General features: G+C 59.7%; 17 protein-coding genes and 1 pseudogene. 4 read left to right on the forward strand and 14 right to left on the reverse strand.

What is annotated here, in order from left to right; all coding sequences use genetic code 11:
* Positions 1-96: 96 nt before the first annotated feature.
* From AC0L3I_RS24230 to AC0L3I_RS24240, 3 genes are all read right to left on the reverse strand, one after another.
* The gene (locus tag AC0L3I_RS24230) at positions 97-1,404 is read right to left on the reverse strand and encodes a lysine N(6)-hydroxylase/L-ornithine N(5)-oxygenase family protein (RefSeq protein ID WP_473528453.1); all 1,308 of its coding nucleotides are present in this window, start codon (positions 1,402-1,404) and stop codon (positions 97-99) included.
* Between the two features lie 801 nt (positions 1,405-2,205).
* The gene (locus tag AC0L3I_RS24235; RefSeq protein WP_473528454.1) at positions 2,206-2,601 is read right to left on the reverse strand and encodes a hypothetical protein; all 396 of its coding nucleotides are present in this window, start codon (positions 2,599-2,601) and stop codon (positions 2,206-2,208) included.
* A gap of 142 nt (positions 2,602-2,743) precedes the next feature.
* Entirely contained in the window at positions 2,744-3,475 is a 732-nt protein-coding gene (locus AC0L3I_RS24240; protein ID WP_473528455.1) for a radical SAM/SPASM domain-containing protein, read from the reverse strand.
* A 1,223-nt stretch (positions 3,476-4,698) separates the two neighbouring features.
* Between AC0L3I_RS24240 and AC0L3I_RS24245 the strand changes: the two genes are divergently transcribed.
* Positions 4,699-5,442 carry an acetoacetate decarboxylase gene (locus AC0L3I_RS24245; protein ID WP_473528456.1) on the forward strand — a complete coding sequence of 248 codons (744 nt, stop codon included), beginning with the start codon at positions 4,699-4,701 and terminating at the stop codon, positions 5,440-5,442.
* Positions 5,443-5,467: 25 nt separating this feature from the next.
* The gene (locus AC0L3I_RS24250; protein WP_473528457.1) at positions 5,468-5,869 is read left to right on the forward strand and encodes a hypothetical protein; all 402 of its coding nucleotides are present in this window, start codon (positions 5,468-5,470) and stop codon (positions 5,867-5,869) included.
* An 8-nt stretch (positions 5,870-5,877) separates the two neighbouring features.
* Here the strand turns inward: AC0L3I_RS24250 and AC0L3I_RS24255 are convergent, their stop codons facing one another.
* The 11 genes and pseudogenes from AC0L3I_RS24255 to nifH all read right to left on the reverse strand — a co-directional run bounded on the left by AC0L3I_RS24255 (position 5,878) and on the right by nifH (position 17,506).
* Complete coding sequence (locus tag AC0L3I_RS24255; RefSeq protein ID WP_473528458.1) at positions 5,878-6,048, reverse strand: hypothetical protein; 171 nt, start codon at positions 6,046-6,048, stop codon at positions 5,878-5,880.
* Between the two features lie 541 nt (positions 6,049-6,589).
* Positions 6,590-6,886, reverse strand: a pseudogene (locus AC0L3I_RS24260) (NAD(P)/FAD-dependent oxidoreductase); the annotation flags it as partial.
* Between the two features lie 743 nt (positions 6,887-7,629).
* On the reverse strand, positions 7,630-8,517 hold the full coding sequence (locus tag AC0L3I_RS24265) for a universal stress protein (protein ID WP_473528459.1): 888 nt from the start codon (positions 8,515-8,517) through the stop codon (positions 7,630-7,632).
* 99 nt (positions 8,518-8,616) lie between these two features.
* Positions 8,617-9,402: a response regulator transcription factor gene (locus AC0L3I_RS24270; RefSeq protein WP_473528460.1), complete on the reverse strand. Its 786-nt coding sequence runs from the start codon at positions 9,400-9,402 to the stop codon at positions 8,617-8,619.
* Positions 9,403-9,426: 24 nt separating this feature from the next.
* On the reverse strand, positions 9,427-9,906 hold the full coding sequence (locus tag AC0L3I_RS24275) for a NifX-associated nitrogen fixation protein (protein ID WP_473528461.1): 480 nt from the start codon (positions 9,904-9,906) through the stop codon (positions 9,427-9,429).
* A gap of 17 nt (positions 9,907-9,923) precedes the next feature.
* Entirely contained in the window at positions 9,924-10,421 is a 498-nt protein-coding gene (gene nifX / locus AC0L3I_RS24280; protein ID WP_473528462.1) for a nitrogen fixation protein NifX, read from the reverse strand.
* Positions 10,387-11,769 carry a nitrogenase iron-molybdenum cofactor biosynthesis protein NifN gene (gene nifN, locus AC0L3I_RS24285; protein WP_473528463.1) on the reverse strand — a complete coding sequence of 461 codons (1,383 nt, stop codon included), beginning with the start codon at positions 11,767-11,769 and terminating at the stop codon, positions 10,387-10,389. Before nifN ends, nifX begins: the two co-directional genes overlap by 35 nt.
* Before the next feature lie 9 nt (positions 11,770-11,778).
* Positions 11,779-13,269, reverse strand: coding sequence for a nitrogenase iron-molybdenum cofactor biosynthesis protein NifE (nifE, locus tag AC0L3I_RS24290; protein WP_473528464.1), 1,491 nt, complete (start codon positions 13,267-13,269; stop codon positions 11,779-11,781).
* 62 nt (positions 13,270-13,331) lie between these two features.
* Positions 13,332-14,873 (reverse strand): nitrogenase molybdenum-iron protein subunit beta, encoded by a 1,542-nt coding sequence (nifK, locus tag AC0L3I_RS24295; RefSeq protein WP_473528532.1) that lies wholly within the window; start codon positions 14,871-14,873, stop codon positions 13,332-13,334.
* A gap of 129 nt (positions 14,874-15,002) precedes the next feature.
* On the reverse strand, positions 15,003-16,508 hold the full coding sequence (gene nifD / locus AC0L3I_RS24300) for a nitrogenase molybdenum-iron protein alpha chain (RefSeq protein ID WP_473528465.1): 1,506 nt from the start codon (positions 16,506-16,508) through the stop codon (positions 15,003-15,005).
* Positions 16,509-16,612: 104 nt separating this feature from the next.
* Complete coding sequence (nifH, locus tag AC0L3I_RS24305) at positions 16,613-17,506, reverse strand: nitrogenase iron protein (RefSeq protein ID WP_473528466.1); 894 nt, start codon at positions 17,504-17,506, stop codon at positions 16,613-16,615.
* A 608-nt stretch (positions 17,507-18,114) separates the two neighbouring features.
* Here nifH and AC0L3I_RS24310 point away from each other — a divergent pair.
* Complete coding sequence (locus AC0L3I_RS24310; RefSeq protein ID WP_473528467.1) at positions 18,115-18,336, forward strand: hypothetical protein; 222 nt, start codon at positions 18,115-18,117, stop codon at positions 18,334-18,336.
* A gap of 7 nt (positions 18,337-18,343) precedes the next feature.
* Positions 18,344-19,135: a deoxyguanosinetriphosphate triphosphohydrolase family protein gene (locus tag AC0L3I_RS24315; protein WP_473528468.1), complete on the forward strand. Its 792-nt coding sequence runs from the start codon at positions 18,344-18,346 to the stop codon at positions 19,133-19,135.
* Positions 19,136-19,163 lie beyond the last annotated feature (28 nt).

The following is a 19,163-nucleotide window of genomic DNA, read 5'->3' on the forward strand; positions in this document are numbered from 1 at the left end:
ATAGGTCGGAAATTCCGCGATTCCGAAAAAGTTGGTCAGCGCAGTGCAGCCCGCTCGGCATTTGGATGCCACCGCCAATGATCCTCAGTCGGCCGGTCATATCCCGCTGCCCATTGCTTCTGCGACGGTGTCGGACCAGCTCTCGACAGAGGTAGGGCTGATGAAGCCGGGATGCTCGGGGTTGGCGCGCGGCGCGCGCCCCAGAAGGCTGTCGAGGATGCGACGCGCTCGCCAGGCCAGCAGGCTTAGATTCGGATCAGCCAGCCCACGCTGTCCTAGGCTGGCGTTCTGTACGAAGATGCGTCTGTCACGCGGTCCGTCCCAGCACACCGAAAAATCTTCGCGAATTGCCAATTCGTTGTCGATCTTTTCCAGCCGGTCCGCCATCGGTTCCAAGAAGCCTGGCACCGCATTCTCGTAACCGGTGGCCAGGATGACGATGTCGGCCGTGACTTCTTCGACCTCCTCCATGCGGTGCTGCAGGGTGAGCCTGTGGCCCGCGCCGACGTTGATGCAGTGCGAGACAGTGCAGCCCGGCCGCAGTGTGATTTCGCATCGGTTTGGCTCTAGAAACGCGTGGCGGTATAGCGCCTGATAGATCGCGCGCAACGTGCTTCCCGAAATGCCGTCCGAAGCAAGCACGAACCGCCGCAGGAACAGCTTGCGCTGCGACTCGCTCATTGCCGCGAAACGATCCGAAAAGCAGGGCATGAACAACTCGTTTGTGAACGGGTTGTTGTCGATGGGCAGGTAGTTTTCGCGTTGCGAGACCCAGGTGATCGAGGCAGGTCGCCGTTCTCTTGGCAGACCAACAAGGTGCAACAGCACCTCGGCTCCGGACTGTCCCCCGCCGACCACGCAGACATGCTTTTTGTGCACCTCAGGATGAATGTGCAGCAATTCAGATGAGTGGAACAGGTTGCGTCCAGTCCAGCCCTGAAACTGAGGCGGAATATGCGCCTGCTTCCCAATGCCGAGAACGACGTTTCTGGTGCGGAGAACCGCGTTATCGGTGTGCACCCGAAACTCGCCGTCAAAGCGGATTTGGCGCACCGTTTCGCCGCCGCAGACAAGCGGGTTCCTGTGGAAGGCCCAGTTCAGGTATTGCTCGAACTCAGATCTGAGCACGGCCTCGAAGAACTGTGCATTCAGGAAGTGGTACAGACGCCCGTTCTCGTGCAGGTAGTTTACGAAAGTGTAGGCTGATCGCGGATTCACCAGCGTGACCAGATCCTTGAAGTGGCTGACCTGGAGCTCCGAGGAATTGAATGCGATGCCTGGGTGCCAGCGGAAGTCGACTTGCCGATCCAGGAATAGTGCCCCTTGCCCAATTTGCTCGTGTATCTGACACGCAAGGCTCAAATTAGAAGGCCCAGCACCCACTCCAACGCAAGAGAGTTCCACTTGCCTTGCTCCTATAGGTGTTTCCCAATTAGGCGATGCTCGCGGCGAATATCGGCCATGGCCATTGGGCTTACTGTCCATGCGGGCATTCTCGACCTCGGTGCCGCGGATTTGCTAGAGTTTGATCGCGCTTTCGTATGGTCGGGTATGAAGCCCATGGATCCCGGCCAAGTGATGAGATCGACACTCATGTCCACGACTTGTGGGCGTGGACGGGATCGACGTATCTCCGCCCGCTTCGATGATCGCGTCTCGGTCAGCGAGATGCTTTCTTATTCCGTGTTTTAATCGGGCGAAGTCGCCCGCCTCCACCATGATGAGCCGACCTTTGACCGACTTGGCGGTCAGCGGGGCGCGGTCTCGAATGCGGTGACTGCATTTTTCTCTGAGCCTGCTCATAGGAGGGCATCCGCTGATGTGTTCGTAAGATCCCCCGCATCAAACGTGCCACAAGGAAACTTTCATGAAAGCAACGGTTAGCGGGTTTGTGATCCTGTCGGGTATCCGACAATGAGGGGGGGGGGAAACCTTGCGCCGGTGGCCGATTTGCCGCGTCGCCGTCCTCTTGCCAGGAGCCGGTAGCTAATAGGGCGCTCCGCATCGGAATATTCTCTTAGGACGGCCAGCAACCCAGTTTCATGGACTGTGTCGCGGAAAAAGGCTCTTGCCACTTCTCGCGGCGGGAATCTGAAAAGGCGCCTTCGGAAGCCGGGGGTCCCAAGAGGTCTCTCCCGTCTTGCGGAAGATGGAGGCGAAATCCGGATTTTGAGACGCAGAATCCAGCTAAAGACGGTCACACAGCTATGTCGCGGCCGTGTGCCCCATCCTGCAGCACCACGAGCCTGACGGTGCTCGACCAGCGAGACGCATTCGGTCCGCAGCTTTGTCGAGGCTGCCTCCAGGCGGGTCGGGAAGGAGATATTCTGGGAAGGCGAAGGTGTTGACGAGTTGGGCCGCGAACGCAGGAATAGCCAAGCGCTGATCCGAATAGACGAACGTTGTTTCGGGCCAATCGAGGTTGACCTGCTGATCGGTGATGCCTCCAAGGCGGCCATCAAGCTCGATTGGAAGCCGACGACTACTTTCGATGAGCTCGCCTCGTAAATAATCGAGGCCGACTCCCGCGCGTACGGGATCACGCTCGCGTGACGCGAAAAACGCAATGATTTCGCCGGGATTTACAGTCCAAAGGAGCATTCGCCGGCCCGCCTCTCTCAGGCGGTCGGCCGGCACCCAGTCAGCACCCGGTCGTTTGGATCGGCAAATTCACACATCCTACAGAGCAGAAAACCATCCGCTCCGTTCATGCGATCGACGATTTCGCAAAAAAACTGGGCTTTTAAAGAGATCGCCGTATTCGTCGCATAGAAGGTTGACGCCGCTCAAAATCCATGGAGCAGAGAGTAACCTCGCCGTTTGGAAGGAGAACATTCCGATACTGTCGTTCGTCCACGCATATCAGCGCTCCGACGACTGGTTGCCGTGGTTCTATAATCTTAGGATCTACGCTTCCACCCCTGCTGCTCACCGGTCGCGCGCGAACTATGGCTTCGGCAGGGATAATGTCGGCGATATCGGGATGGGCCTCGCCCAAAACCACGAATCGAATTGATGGGATGTCGGCGTCGACGAGTTGACCAACCAAATCGCGATACTTGTCTCCGACAAGGCGGCTATTCATGTGGGCGCCATCATCAAAAACATGAACCACGAATACCCCCAACCGCAGCGCCTGCAAGCGTTGTAGATCCCGCCCCTTCATTCCCACAAGCGTCGTGAAAATCCTGATGCCGTGGCCTTTGGCGGAAGCGTGCTCGACCATTTCGGTGCAATCCGGATTGAGCCATGGCTCAGAATACCCGGCAAAACTAATGTCGACGGAAGTTGGTACGCGCGCCAGACAGCGCTTGAAATCTCCAAGACTAAGATGCTTCGTATCAGATACTTTTCTTTGCCGGTCAGCGAACTTGTCCTGCGGACAATATGAACATCCCACGATGCATCCTGTGGTCGTCGTTATCTCCAAAACTCTGCCGGCTGGGATAGCAGAGCGCAGTTCCGGTAAAATCATTCGTTGTGACTCCCACTTGTCTGGTCATGCATAACGTCCAGCATGGTGTCTTTGGCTTCATGACACCGACGGTCAAGACAGTCCGAATGAGCCCAGCCATCTCCGCCTTGGCAGCAGTCAACAGCCGGTTTCCTCAATCCGCCGAGCGGACTATCAACGAACTTTGGGCGCATCGGCGCGGCAGGGCGGCGCAACCGCAATGTCGAGCGTCAGCCATTGCCAAAGGTGTAGCCGTGACCGTTGAGCGGGCGCGCCGCCGAGATGGCGTAGCAGACCATCAATGGTCTCGCGTTCTTATGCGGTCAGCCCCCACTCAATATTGCCGCATCTCCAGCAAAGGCCATGCCAGCGCGCTTAGCCGCAGCAACTGCACGAGTAGGCTTCGAGAAACCTCACGCCCAAGGCGGCCGGTGGTTTTGGACCAGACATGTTTTTTGTCGCTGTCAGCTTTTGGACATGCATCACTCATCGTCAGACGCTTGAGGACAGACTTGGCTGTCTCCCCTGCGGTAATGTTGGCGTCGGCTCATCATCTAGCATCATTTCGGCGCCGGCTGTGTGCGCGGAAGCTCTACACGACCTGACCGCCGCGTGCAGCGACTGCCTGCCGGCTCATAGCTGATCTTTTCTCCTGAAGCCGGCGATGGGGCCAGGCCGTCGAGTGCGTGCTGCCGGATGCTGCGTATGCTGTTTGGCTAGACGGCGGATACCGCGTCACCTCCATATTTTCGCGACAGAGGTTTGGTGGCGTCGCAGGCCTTCTTGCTACATCACCGCAGTGCTCAGGAATTCGTATCTGACCCGCGTGAGGCGAAGACCTTTTCTCTCTCGACTGGCTCGCCGAGGCCGTCTGTCCTGCAGGCCTCGAACGATTTCTCATTTGGCATGGCGCATGCGCGTCGATCCGCAAACCCCGTCATGAGGAGAAATCGGAGCTGGCCGCTACTCCACCTCCTCCGACCACGAGGGCAGACGGGAAGCAGCGCCTTCAAATGAGGAACAAAATCACTTTACCTCGAATCTTGCCTCTCGATCACAACCGGAGCCATGGAACCGCGTCCGCGACCATCGCCTCGCGCCCCAAGGCAATTGCCCAGCGCAAATGGCTACGCGCGATTACGCCATGCATCCCTTACGAGGCTACGACAGCACCTCGGAGAGCCTCGCCGCCATCATGCAGACCGATCTAAGCCCACTTGGTCCAGCACAAAGGAATTTCAAACATGCACCAAGATACCGTCCGTGGGAGAGCTTTCGCCATGCCCCTGACCAGCCCGGCCTACCCGGCTGGCCCATATCGCTTCCGCAACCGGGAGTATCTGATCATCACATATCGCACCGATCCGCAGAAACTGCGCGACCTTGTGCCGGAGCCGCTTCAGGTGTGCGAGCCTATGGTCAAGTTCGAGTTCATTCGCATGCCGGACTCGACGGGCTTCGGCGACTACACGGAAGGCGGACAGGTCATCCCTGTCTCCTTCTGTGGCCGCAGGGGGAGCTATACCCACTGCATGTTTCTCGACGACCATCCGCCGATAGCGGGCGGACGGGAGTTGTGGGGCTTTCCCAAGAAGCTCGCTAGCCCAACGCTCCGAACGGAGACGGATACCCTTGTTGGCACGCTGGACTACGGGCCGGTCCGCGTCGCGACGGGTACCATGGGCTACAAGCACCGAGCCGCCGACCTCGCGAGCGTGAGGGCCTCGCTCGCTGAACCGAACTTCCTCCTCAAAATTATCCCCGATGTCGACGGCACGCCGCGCATCTGCGAGCTCGTGGAATATCATCTAGAGGACGTCCATCTGAGGGGCGCCTGGACCGGCCCGGCAGCCCTGAACCTCTGGTCGCATGCGCTTGCCCCCGTCGCCGAACTGCCGGTGCTGGAAGTAGTCTCGGCAGTACACCTCGTCGCAGATCTCACGCTCGCGCTCGGGAAGGTCGTCCACGACTATCTCGCGGAAGCCTAGCCTCGCCATCAGAAAGGAAGAAACCATGAACTTTTACAGTGATACCTCATTGAACCAACGCGATGGGGAGCCGGTGGCCGGCTTCTCGACAAGGAACGCCACTGACAATCTCATACAACGTCTTTCCAGCGACCTAGCCTTAGAGGACATTCCGCCGCTTTGCAGCGAGTGCAGGCGCCTCGCGAGTAAGAGCGATTGCCCTTGCCCATCCTCCCTGCTTTTGGTGCAACATATGCTCGCTGCCGTTTACCAGCGGCTTGACGCCATTGACTGCCTCTCAGAGCAAGGCGCCATAAGACTGAAGGCTTTTACCGATTATCTGGCGGCGGTCGTTCGAATAGCTTCAGAGTGCGGCGACGCGGCACCCTGGATTGATCTAGCAACCCGGTTTAGCGCTCTTTTCGATCCCGACGAGGTTGCCCATTGATCTCGCGCTTATCGCTTTTTCGTGGAACGAGCAGCCTCGTCGGCAGATGCGTCATCGATCGAGCGGCGTGCCGGCGCATATGCGAGCGTAAAAGCGCCGAGCAGCCGGTGATGTATCTCGAACGTGACGACGCCGATTGGCGCGATGCGCGTTGGCTCGGGGCCCTCGTGCCCAAGCATGGGTGCGTTCCCATTCCGCGGCATCGTACTCGCGATCCCGTCTGTGCCGTGCTCAAGCAAGCGAGCTCGAGCGAACCGCCCCGGGTTGCGGATTTAGACAATCGTTGATGGAGTTGGCTGGCGAATTGGCGCGTTCGGCCTTCGGTTGGAAGACCGGCTTGAGGCGGGCCAACGAAACGGAATTGGCGAAGCCACGCTGGAGTATGCCTTCACTGGGGTCGCGTCCCTGCACGTGCTGTAGCGCAGCGTTAGCGAAGCCGCTCGCGCGCGCGCCCTCATAGCGCTGAGCGGGCGAGCGGCTTCGGGGCGGGCGCAGAGGCTGGGTAGACTGGGCCGGACTCACCTCACCCGGTCCAGCCACGACATGCATCGCCAAAGGCAAGGACCCCGCTGACCGCGCCCGCAAGGGGGGAGATTGGCCGTCATCGCTGCTTTCGCCAATCTCCAAGGCTAGAAGTTTGGAGCCGCCAGTGAAGCTGCCGATCTCCCCCTTGCGGGGGAGATGGCCGGCAGGCCAGAGAGGGGGGCTGTCCCGCCAGCGTTAGATCACATTCAATTCCCTGAACGCCCGCCCTTCGGCGACACGGCTGTACCCAAACGCCGAGCAATCCACCGTGCGATAGCCGCCATGGACGATCAGCTCGGCCAGCGCCTTGCCGACCGCCGGCGCCTGCTGCAGGCCGTGGCCGGAAAAACCGTTGGCGAAGACGAAATTCTTCACCGTCGAATGCGGGCCGATCACCGCGTTCTGGTCGAGCGTGTTGTAGTCGTAATGGCCTGCCCAGGCGCGCGTCGGCTTGATCGCCTCGAAGGCGGGAATGCGGGTTGCCAGCACAGGTGCCAATGCAAAAAGAGCTCCACCTATCTTGCTCCTCTGGGAGTGTTTTCCAACTCAGCGGGATGTTCGCAGCGACCCGCATTGGGCATTGCGAATGTCACAGGCATCCTCGAGCTGCGGTCGTGACTGCGAGGAAGGCAAAAGCCTGTCCTCGTTGGGCTCAAGGTCAGCGACATCGACGGCGGGCGCCAAACCCACGCCAAGGGCGAGAAGGACGCGTGTGATACTGTCGCGCAGCTTGTCCGGAGGTTACGGCGGCTTCTAGCGGCTGCCCCCACACAGGATTTGGCTTTATCACGGCTTCGACGGGCGCGGCTCGTTCTTCGAGGGGCTAGCATGGGATGACATCTCACAAATGCGTTCGAAACTCCCATGCATGAAGCGTGCCGGAAAAGAAGCCTGCCCAAGCAATGAGTTCTCGAATTCCAGCTCGTAACCGACGATGCGGGCAGATGGATGCTCGCGGCAGTGACCCTTCCACACCGCAGGCAGGGTCAGGTCAGGCATCCACGGGCTGGCCCTTCGCGGCAGCATGGTACCCTGGGTATAAGAGCTGGGAGGACTCCGTTCTACCTTCCGCCTTGCGCATGACTGGAGAGATTTCCGGCGGGCGTCGCCTCCCGAGCAATGCTTTTCATGTTCGTTCCTATTCGTAAAATCGATCATTTCGATGGGCGCATCTACGGTATGAATGCAGGCATCACAGTAGTGCTTCGAACAGCATCGGTGCGGCTCCGGAACCGTCATCGAGCCAAAAACAGCGGCAATGTCGGCTTTTCAAAGATCCATCTGGTCACACCGCCAAAGAGCCGCTCGCGCAGCCGACGGCTGCCATAGGCGCCCATGACTATCATGTCGGCAGACGTGTCGATTGCGTGCTGCGCAAGCACCGTGGCCGCCGATTTGCCGGCACTTGGCAGGAGGTCAACTGACACCCGAACACCGTGCCGAGTGAGATAGGCAGCGATATCGGCTCCAGGCTCCGCGCCGTTCCCGTTGTAGTTGGCCTTCGGATCGACCAGGGCGACACGAACTTCCTCAGCAATGCATAGGAGGCTCAGCGCTTCTCGAACCGCTCGGGACGCCTCGACTCGCGAATCCCAACCGACCAGGACGCGCCGTGGCCACAGTGTCGCCTCAGCCCCCTTCGGCACAACGAGCACCGGCTTTCCCGTATCGAACAAGCAGCCGTTGACCACAGGAGGTCCGAGATTCTCGTCGTTGAGGAGCCCCGGTCCGATGATCGTGAGGTCGGCGCAGAGCGCCCGCTGTCGTGCCACTTCACCGAGGCTGGCCGGATCGTAATAGTCGGTGTCAACGTCATAGGCGAGCGACATAGATTCCAGCAGTTTCTGGATATCTCTGGAGCGTTTTTCCAGTCTGACCGCGTCCTGTGTAAATCGATCGATTTGCCGAAACCGATCGTTCAATCTGGCAATTGCCTGTCCACGTCCTACCGGCCACTCGGGGACACCATCTCCGATCCGCCGATGCGACATAAGGAGCATCGGAGCGGGTATAATCAGTACGGAAAGGTGCGCGCCGATTTCCGCACACAAGCCGGCAGCAGTTCTGACGTCCTGATCGGAATGGTCAGCGCCGGTCAAACAGAGTACGGTTCTAAAACCCATTTTCCTGCTTCTTCCTGAGTATTTGTTGAGGGCGTTTCAGGCCGCAAGACCGGCTCACAGCGCGAGGAAAAGGGAGTGGCACCACACCCGGCACTTGATTCAGCCGTCCGGCTTCTCGAGCGAGTAGCCGGCCGACCTGACGGTACGGATGACGATACCGGTCGAGGCCGTCTCCAGCGCCTTTCTGAGCCGACTGATATGGACATCGACTGTGCGTACACCGACATGAATATTGGCCGGCCAGGCCGCGCCGATCAGCTCGTCCCGGCTGAAGACCTTGCCGGGAGCCTCGAGTAAGTGCCGCAGCACGTTGAACTCGATCGGTCCGAGATGGATGTCATGGCCATTGCCGCAAACCCGGTGGGCATCGAGCTTCATCTCAAGGCTGCCACAGGAAAGCCAGCTGCCGTTTTCAATCCCGTTTGAACCCCGCTTCGGCAGCGCCAGCCTGGTCCGCAGACAATCGAGCAGCTTGGCCGGCGCCATTGGCCGCACAAAGCTCTCGTCAATGCCGGCCTTCAACAGATCGAGGTGCTGGTTCTCGGCGCCGGGCGCGATCAGGGCGATGATGGGCAGGCCGCCGGTCCGGGGCTCCCGCTTGAGCCGGGTGCAGATTGCGGACCCGGTAAGGCTCGTTGGACCGCAGTCCAGCACCACGGCCTGGAATTCCCGTTCGTCGGCCATTGCCAGTGCTTCCTTCGCGCCGCCCGCCGGCTCACTGGCGAAGCCGTCCACCTCCAGTATGTGACTTAGGAACAGATAGAACTCCGCATCTTGCGAACAGATCAGGACGCATGGCTTCATCAGCGCTACCCCGAGAACCAAATTGGCCTCGACCGCGTCGGCCGCGTGGGCCGGCCATCGCGGCTCCTCAAGGCCTGACATGATCCTCTTGCTCGAAAATCGGTTTCATGCCCGTGCCACCTCGGGATAGGCGTCGATGGCTGCGATGGCATCGTCGACCAGTTTCGTACCGGCCGCGGCGAGTTTGCAGAACGTCTCGAAGCCGAAACGGTGGACGTCGCGCAGGGTCTTGGACAGAACGACCAGCCGCCCGGCGGTGAAAAGCACGCGCCCGAACCCCTCATGGCTCATTTCGATCATCGGCGATGCCATCAGGCCGGAGCGCTCCTCGATCGCAAGCCCGACGGCGGTGTAGAACTTGTCGAGCCTCCACAGCACGTCCGGATCGGGATCGCCGATGATTGGAATCGTACGGCGCTGTTCCTTGCTGACGATGAAGTCGGCCAGCAATTCGGCGTCCGCTTTGCCGTCCCATGACCCGTGGGAATCTTGAGCACGGATCAGCCGCACGAGGCATTTGACGAACGGGCTGGCAAGGGCCGCCTCGTCATCGTTAACAGCAGGGCTGATCGCGACTTCAAACATTTTGCTCTTTCCTCGTTTCAGTCCTCGTCCTCGAAGGAGGGTTTCTTTTCGGCGACACCAGCTTCGGCCAGCACCTTGCGCAGCCAGGGCGGAGGACATGTCCTCAGCATCGTCTGCGTGCGCAACAGCACCTCTTGAATGGTTTGTGGCTGCGGCACCTTGATTGGATGGATTTTTGCCGAAACAACCTTCGCTGCCGAAGGCCCGCCGATGGCCAGACAAAACAGCAGATGGCAGCCCTTCAGCGCCTCCACCTTCGGCGTGATGCGATCATCGCCCTCGGTCCGATGCTTCCCGCTCTCATCGGAAACCTCATCGAAGGCCACGGCTTCCACGAGATGCCACTCCTCGCGCGTCACGTCGTAGACAGCAAAGCGCTTGGCCGACCCGAAATGGGCATTGAGATCCTTCATGTCTTGCGTGGCGATGGCTACGCGCAATGCGCCTGCTCGTCGTTCAGGCATCGGTGCGTGAACCTCGTCAGTGACGAGTGAGAGGCGACGAACGGAGCTCATCTGGCATTTCTCGATTACGGAATGGATCAAGCGCCTCAGGCGTCGGCGCGTGCTGGTTGGCCTGGAAGATGTTGGCAACATCGAAGATCAGGTCGCGCGTCCCCCGATACAGGATTGTGAGCTTGTGCTGGCTGCCGAGCCGGTCGAAGATCGGGAAGCCGACGCGCATGAGCGGAATGCCAAGGCGTTGCGACGCCTGGCGACCGTGGGAATGTGTTACGAGAAGATCCGCGCCCGCTGCAAGAGTTTCCAAATCGCCGAGATCGCCGATCTGAACCCACTGCGCCGGTACTTTTTGCAGAATCTTCGACATATCGGTCGTCGTGACCGCCGCCGCGATGTCGCAGCCCATGCCGGTGAAGAAGGTTGCGAGTTGATAGAGTTGGTCTGGTTCAGCAGCGATCGCAATTCTCTTGCCTCCGAAATGGAAATGTCCGTCGAGCAACGCATCCTGCAATTGCGCCCGGTGACGGCGCACCCGGGCCGGCACCGCGGCGCCCGAAACCGCCGACAGAAGCGAGACGAACCGGTCGACAGCCCTCAATCCGGTCAGCGACTGGAACACCACGAACGGCACGCCGGTCAACCCGTGCAACACTTTCGCCGGGTGGCGCATGTGTTCGCCGATGACGATGCATTGCGCGGCCGTGCCAAGCTCGCGGATTTCCTCGACGCTGGTGCCGCCATAGGTAGTCGTTACCCAGCGGTCAGGAACCGTACCGTCGAGCGAGCCGGAGACGTCCGGCAGAATAACCGGCTTGATCCCAAAACTTTCAACCATCTCACGCAAATGCTCGACGTCAGCGACAGTGAGGTTGCATCCGGGCAGGATCGCGATCTTCTTCGGCTGCCGCGTCCGTTCGCCCGACCATGTAATCCCTTCGATCATCGCCGCGACAGCCTTGGCCCAGCCCTCTTCGATCGCGCCGTCAAAATCGGGCGTGTTGGCCAGCACGACCTCCGTACCCGCGAGCTCTTCCGCGTGCTTCAGCTTGACGTTGGCGATATCACTCGCGCAATCTTCGCCACGGGTTTCCACCAGCGCGGTCGTGCACACCCCTATCAGCTTTGGCTTTGTGCGGGTTTTGAGGTTGAGGATCGCCTCTTCCAGATGGTCCGCTCCGCCGAGTATGGTTGCCACCTCGTCCATCGCCGTTGTCTGCAAGGGGATCGCTTCCTTGAAATGCCGCACGAGGAGCACGAGCGCGAAGCTGGTGCAGCCTTGGCTGCCGTGGAACAGGGGCATCGCACCGTCGACTCCAAGAAAAGCGAAGGCGGCACCCAGCGGCTGCGACGACTTCAGCGGGTTGACCGCCGCTGATTTGATTTTGCGAAGGATGCGGGCCATCGGATTTCCTCAACGGTTGCCGAAGCGATGAGCCGTCGCGCCGGCGAATTCATTGAAAGCGTTCACAGTTGCGGTCCCGTTCTTCGTGCTCGCCAGATCGTCCCCCAAAGCAGGCTGGCAATCCCACGGCGCCGGCTCCCGCACCTGGCCCCAGATCGGGTTGTGAATGGCGAGGTCGATCTGCCGTACAAGTTCCACCATGCCGTCATAGCCGGCATAAGGATGTTGGCGCTCCTGGTTGATATCGAGCCAGGGTGTCTTGGCCTTCAGCGCGATGAATTGCGTGCGCCCGCCTGACAGCATGATGTCGGCCTCATGTTTTGAGAGCATGGCGTAAAGATCGCGCGCTGCCATCTGCTCGAACATGTGGTTTTCGTCCTTGAGGATCCGTTTGATCCGCTCCTTGTCTTCGACTGTGGATTTCTTGACCGAGGTGCCGACGATCTCCATGCCGATCTCCATCAGCGCGTGGACGACTGACCAGGACTTCACACCGCCCGTATTGAGCAGCACGCGCTTGCCTTGAAGCCGCCGGCGGTAGGCCTCGAGCTTCTTCCACGCAATCGCCTCCTGCTCGGCGATCAGGGTGTCTGTGCGATCGAGGATCTCCGCATCGGCGCCCTTCCTCACCAGCAGCTCAGCAATGTTGCGAAGTGCCTCTGATGTATCGGTTATGCCGTAGAAGGAGCCCTCGAAGAACGGGATGTCCCAGCGCCCCTCCATCTTGCGGGCCAGATTGATGAGTGCGCTCGAGCATACCAACATAGCCGCCCGGGCGCGGTGCGCGGATGCAACGTCGATGTAACGCGCATCGCCCGGAATGCAGGCGCGCACCCGGATGCCGAGCCGATCAAGCAGCGGCTTCACCAGCCAGAACTCGCCGGAGAGATTGAATTCGCCAAGGATGTTGATGTCGTAGGGCCCGGCGTCGTCGGGTTCCACCGTGCCGATGACATGATCGAGCAACGCTTCGGCGGCCAGTTTGTTGCCGAGGTTCTTGGAGCCGGCCAAGCCCGGCGCATTGATCGGCACCACGGCCAAGCCGAATTTTTCGGCCGCGCGTTTGCACACGGCCTCGATGTCGTCGCCGATCAGCGCCGTCACGCAGGTCGAATAGACGAAGACTGCCGGCGGCGCATATGTTTCCTTGATCTCGCGGATCGCCTTGAACAGCTTCCGCTCGCCCTGCCCCATCACGACGTCGAGTTCGGTGAGGTCGGTTGTGAAGCTTGTCCGCCACAGGGTTGGCCCGGACGAAGCTGCGCCTCTGTTGTCCCAGGAATTGCCCTCGCAGGCGAGCGGCGCATGGACCAGGTGCGCAACGTCGGTGATCGGCTGTAAGACGATCTTGGCGCCGTCAAAGGCGCAGCCGCCGGCTGCCGCCCCGGGGGTCAGCGGCTTCGAGCAGCCCTCCTTGCGCGCCCTGGCATCCTTGCCGCGGTTGTTATCGCAGGCGGGCTCGTCGAAAACGTCCTGGATCTTGGCACTGAGCGAGGTCATTGCGTCAGTCTCCGAAGTCGATTGGGCGATGGGCGGCCTCGGCGAAAAGCCGGCACCGGCTCTTAGCGGGTGAGGTCATAGGAATAGTCCGTCACGCCCGTCTCGCTCGTCTCGCGATCGAGCTTGTCGAATATCTTGTCGAGGATCGTCGTCAGCACGCGTAAACCGCCCTGGTAGCCCATGAGCGCAAAGCGATGGTGATGGTGCCGGTCGAAGATTGGAAACATCAGCCGGATCAGCGGCGTGCCGGTGTCGCGCTCCAGATACTTGCCATAGGAATTGCCGATCAGCAGGTCCACCGGCTCTGTAAAGAGCAGCGAGCGCATTGCCCAGAGATCCTTGCCCGCCCAGACCTGGGCATCCTGGCCGAAGGACGAGGATGCAAGCAATTCCTTCATCTCGGCCTCCCAGGCCGATGTGCCGTTGGTCGCGAGGCAATGTGTCGGCTCGCCGCCGGTCTCCATGACGAAGCGGGCCATGGCGTAGACGAAGTCCGGATCTCCATAGATTGCGTACTTCTTGCCGTGCAGCCATGACTGGCTGTCCGCCATGGCGTCAACCAGTCGACCGCGCTCCATCCGGATTGTCTCGGGGATCTCCTTGCCGGAAATCGCCGAGACCTTCATCAGGAATTCGTCCGTCGCCTGGACACCTAGCGGATAGTGGAAGGATGCCGTCGCCTGCCCGACCTCGTCGCAATAGTCCAGCGTCTTGCGGGTGTTGTAAAGCTGCAGCGACAGTGTCGCCTCCGCGTTGAGTGCCCCTTTCACGTCTTCGATCTTCGTGCCACCGTCATACATGCGGTATTCGCCGTCCGACGGCGTGTCGAACTGGTCTGAGGCGTCCTGAATGAAGGTATAGGTGACACCCATCAGGTCGAGGAGGCGCTTGAGTTCCCGGTTGTTTCCGACGCAGAATCCATCGAAGCCTGGAATGATGTTGATGGTTCCAGCGGCTTGCGAGCGCTTGCTGCCCTTCCAGAAATGCTCCAGCACGCCCTTCACCATGCCGTCATAGCCATCGACATGGCTGCCGACGAAGGCAGGCGTATGAGCGAAAGGCACGTCGAAGTCGCAGGGGACCGAGCCTTCGTTCTTGGCGTTCTCTATGAAGCTCCGCAGGTCGTCGCCTATGACTTCGGCCATGCAGGTGGTCGAGACGGCGATCATCTTGGGGTCGTAGAGCTTGTAGGTATTGGCGAGCCCGTCGACCATGTTCTTCAGGCCGCCAAACACTGCCGCGTCCTCGGTCATCGAGGAGGAAACCGCTGACGAAGGCTCCTTGAAATGTCGCGACAGATGCGAGCGGTAGTAGGCAACGCAGCCCTGGCTGCCGTGGACGAAAGACATGGTGCGCTCGAAGCCCGCGGCCGCGAACACCGCGCCGAGCGGCTGGCAGGCCTTGGCGGGGTTTATGACAAGCGCCTCGCGAGCGAGGTTCTTTTCGCGGTATTCCCAAGTCTTGGTCAATTCGCGTTGGTCGGTGACGATCTGATCAGGTTGCGGACATTCGAAATTCAGTTTCTTCTCGGCAAGCATTTGTCTGTATTCCGGCTCGCGGAACAGGGGAGCATGGTCGAGAACTTTTTCGGCCGATTGCGGCATGGTGGTCACCTTTTCCATCTGGCCGCGCCAAGCGGCAGCACAGGGACATCAAGACGTTAAAGGGCCTCCCGCGTGGATCGAGTGCCCCAAGCAATTATCGGCCTCCCTGCCTGGCAGGGAGGCCAGTCCTCATTCGGCGGCGACCGCCGTCGGCGGCGCGTCCTTCATCTTCTTCCACGGCGCGCGGTAAAGACCCCAGACCGGATTGTTGATGGCCAAATCCATGTCGCGGGCGAAAATGGCGAAGCCGTCATACCCGTGATAGGGGCCGGAATAGTCCCAGGAGTGCATCTGGCGGAACGGGATGCCCATCTTCTGCACCGGGTACTTTTCCTTGATACCGGAGCCAACGAGATCAGGGCGGATGCCTTCGATGAACTTCTCCAGCTCATAACCGGTGACGTCGTCATAGACGAGCGTGCCATTCTTCACGTAATGGCCGGTACGCTGATAGTCGTCGTTGTGGGCGAACTCGTAGCCGGTGCCAACGATCACCATACCGAGGTCCTCGTAGGCAGTGATGACGTGACGGGGGCGCAGGCCGCCGACATAGAGCATCACCGTACTGCCTTCGAGGCGCGGTCGATACTTGGCGCTGACGGCATCGACCAAGGGCCGGTACTTGGCGATGACCTTTTCGGTCTTCTCCTCGATTTCCGGGCCGAAATGCTTGGCGATGTTGCGCAGGGAGGCCTCGATCTGGGAGGGGCCGAAGAAATTGTATTCCATCCAGGCGATGCCGTACTTTTCCTCCATGTGCCGGCAGATGTAGTTCATCGACCGGTAGCAGTGGATCAGGTTGAGCTTGGCCTTGGGCGCGCGCTCTATCTCGGCGAGCGTGGCGTCGCCCGACCAGTTGCCGACCACCCGAAGCCCAATCTCCTCGAGCAGGATTCGCGAGGCCCAGGCATCGCCGCCAATGTTGTAGTCGCCGATGACGTTGACGTCGTATGGGCCGGACTCAAACTCGACATCGTCCTTGTCGAAGACCCAATCGCGGATCGCATCATTGGCAATGTGGTGGCCGAGCGATTGTGAAACGCCGCGGAAACCTTCGCAGCGCACCGGTACAATCGTCTTTTCGTGCTCCTTGGCTTTCTTGCGCGACACTGCCTCGATATCGTCCCCGATCAGGCCGATCGGGCATTCGGACTGCACCGAGATACCTCCACTGAGCGGAAACAGGTCCTCGATCTCGTCGATGATCTTTTCCAGCTTCTTGTCGCCGCCGAAAACGATGTCCTTCTCCTGGAAGTCGGAGGTGAACTGCATTGTCACGAACGTGTCGATGCCCGTCGTGCCGACGTAATAGTTGCGGCGTTGCGACCAGGAATATTGCCCACAGCCGACCGGCCCGTGCGAGATGTGGACCATATCCTTGACCGGACCCCACACCACGCCCTTGGAGCCGGCATAGGCGCAGCCGCGGATTGTCATCACGCCCGGAATGGATTTGATGTTCGATTTGACGTCGCATTCGGAAAGGCCCTTGTCCTCCGCTCCGGCCTCGTCCTTGCTCGTCGCGACACTGAGGTGCTTCTTGCGACGCTTCGCCGCCTTGTCTGGATATTGGGACAGCACGTCTTCGATAAGCTTCGCATGCAAAGCGCCGTCATTCTCATAGTCGAGGCCCATGGGACCTGCCCCTTTCAAGGTTCGGGTAACGCCTCGCCAACGAGGCCTTGTTTCGTAGAAAGGGGCGCCAGGTCACGGTCGGCGCCCCCTGTCGGTAGCGGCGGTTACTGAGCGACGGCCAATTTTTCTTCCTTGGCCTGAAGCTCGGCAAGCATTTGCTCGTCCGTCTTCATGATGCCGAAGTCGAGCAGCATGTCCTCGAGCTCCTCCATGGTGATTGGGGTCGGGATGGTGCCCTGGCCCGAATTGCCATGGATCTTCTCGGCCAACGCGCGGTACTCCCCTGCCTGTTTGGAGTCCGGCGCATACTGGATTACCGTCATCTTCCTCAGTTCGGCGTGCTGGACGATGTTGTCGCGCGGCACGAAGTGGATGAGCTTGGAATTGAGCCGGGCGGCCAGCGCCTCGGAGAGGTCGAGCTCGCGGTCGGTCTGGCGCTCGTTGCAGATCAGCCCGCCGAGCCGCACGCCGCCCGAATGGGCGTATTTCAGGATACCCTTGGCGATGTTGTTGGCGGCATAGAGCGCCATCATCTCGCCGGACATGACGATGTAGATTTCCTGGGCCTTGTTTTCGCGGATCGGCATCGCGAAGCCGCCGCACACCACGTCGCCCAGCACGTCGTAGGAGACATAGTCGACATTGTCATAGGCGCCGTTCTCCTCGAGGAAGTTGATCGAGGTGATGACGCCGCGGCCGGCGCAGCCGACACCCGGCTCGGGGCCGCCGGACTCCACGCACTTGATGTCTTTGTAGCCGATCTTGAGCACGTCCTGGAGTTCAAGGTCTTCCACAGAACCTTCCTGGGCGGCGAGATGCAGAACCGTATCCTGCGCCTTTGCGTTCAGGATCAGGCGGGTGGAGTCGGCTTTCGGGTCGCAGCCGACGATGAGGATCTTCTGTCCGAGGTCGACCAGGGCAGCGAGCGTATTTTGAGAGGTGGTGGACTTGCCGATGCCTCCCTTTCCGTAGAATGCGATCTGACGCAGACCTGACATGTTGCTTTCCTTCCTTCTTTCCATCCATAGCGGCTACCCGCGACTTGAAGTCCGGTCGGCAGATCCCGGCGCCTCGCACCGATCGTTTCAAAACTCGTGCCAATTTGGCCGGCTGGATCGAAGAGGAAATTTTATGATTGCTTTTCAGCTATTTAACATTTGGCAAAAATATTAAATTGGCTAAATGAACTTATGTCGCGGGCCCGACAAAGGCGACAGGAGATGTCGGATGGCGTTGAGTGAGACGTCGGCCGCGGAGCCCGGAAGAAGCTAGTTGTCAAAATCTGATGCTTGGTAGCCGGCATCGAACAGCCGGAAGTGACCGATAGTGCTGAAGAAGTCGGCGATGAAGCCGTGGGTCCATTCGCAGCGACCTCTTGATTAGGCGCGGTGAAGGGGGCGGCGCAGGTCGATATGAATGGCCGCTACGCGTGCGAGATTACTGACCTTTAAGGTCAGTATTTTGGCTTCTGGCTGAGGCGAGGAAGGATGTTCGGAACTGTCAGGAGTCTGATCGCCGTATTGTTGATGGCAGCCCTCCTGCAACCTAACTTGTTGTCAAAAATTTATGGTTATGAGACAACGGTGTGATCGAGGGAGACCGTCGCATGGAACAGCGAATCGCTGAAGCAAGAGATGCATTGCTGCGGCATATCCGCAAAGAAAACCGAGCCGTAGATCCCGAGCGGCTCGTGGAGCTCCTGACGGCGGACGGGTATTCACGCCGTGAGATCCAGGCTGCGTTGCATCTAGCCATGAGCCGCAATCAGATCCGCATCGACAGAGAGATGCGTTTCTTTAGGCCGGGCAAAACTTTGCAGGCCGCCTAAATCGCGAATGGTATCGCGTGTATGGACGGATGCGGCTCGGAGGAAGCGCCTCCACAGCACACCTGAAAAAGACCAGCGGAAACCTTTTGAGGTCGACCGCGATAGGATTCAGTATTCTTCCGCGTTGCATCGTCTCGCCGGCGTCACCCAGATCGTTAGAGTAGGCGAAGCCGATGTGTTCCATACCCGGCAGCAACACACGTATAAGGTGGCCCAAGTTGGGCGAAGGCTCGCTCAGAATTGCATCGATGCCGATCCTAAGCTCGCGAAGAAACTCGGGGTTGACGTTGAGGTAGTGGAGGCGGCTTGCCTCGCCCACGACCTGGGTCATCCCCCGTTCGGGCATGCTGGAGAAAGCAAACTCAACGAGTTGTTGGAAGGGAGAGAAGACCCTGACGGATTCGAGGGCAATGCTCAAACTTTCCGAATTCTGACCAAGTTGGGCGTTCGATATCCGGACTGTCTCGGACTGGATTTGACCCGAGCTACGCTTGCGGCTTGCTTAAAGTACCCTTGGACGCGAGATCCAACAAAGCCAGAAAGGAGCAGTAAGTGGGGAGCCTACAAGGTCGATCACGCCGACTTTGATTTTGCCAGGAGGTTCCAGGATCACGCGTTCCAAACTACAGAAGCCGCGCTGATGGACTGGGCAGATGACATTGCCTATTCAGTTCACGATTTGGAGGACTTCCATAGAGTCGGCGCTATTCCCTGGAATCATATTCTAGCTCGCAGTAAATCATCCGCAAGACCCATGAGGTCTGGTTCGGCGCCCCGAGCGATGCACACGCTCACCTGAATGCCGCATTTGAGCGCTTGGCTTCGGT

Source organism: Mesorhizobium sp. WSM4840 (assembly GCF_055811755.1).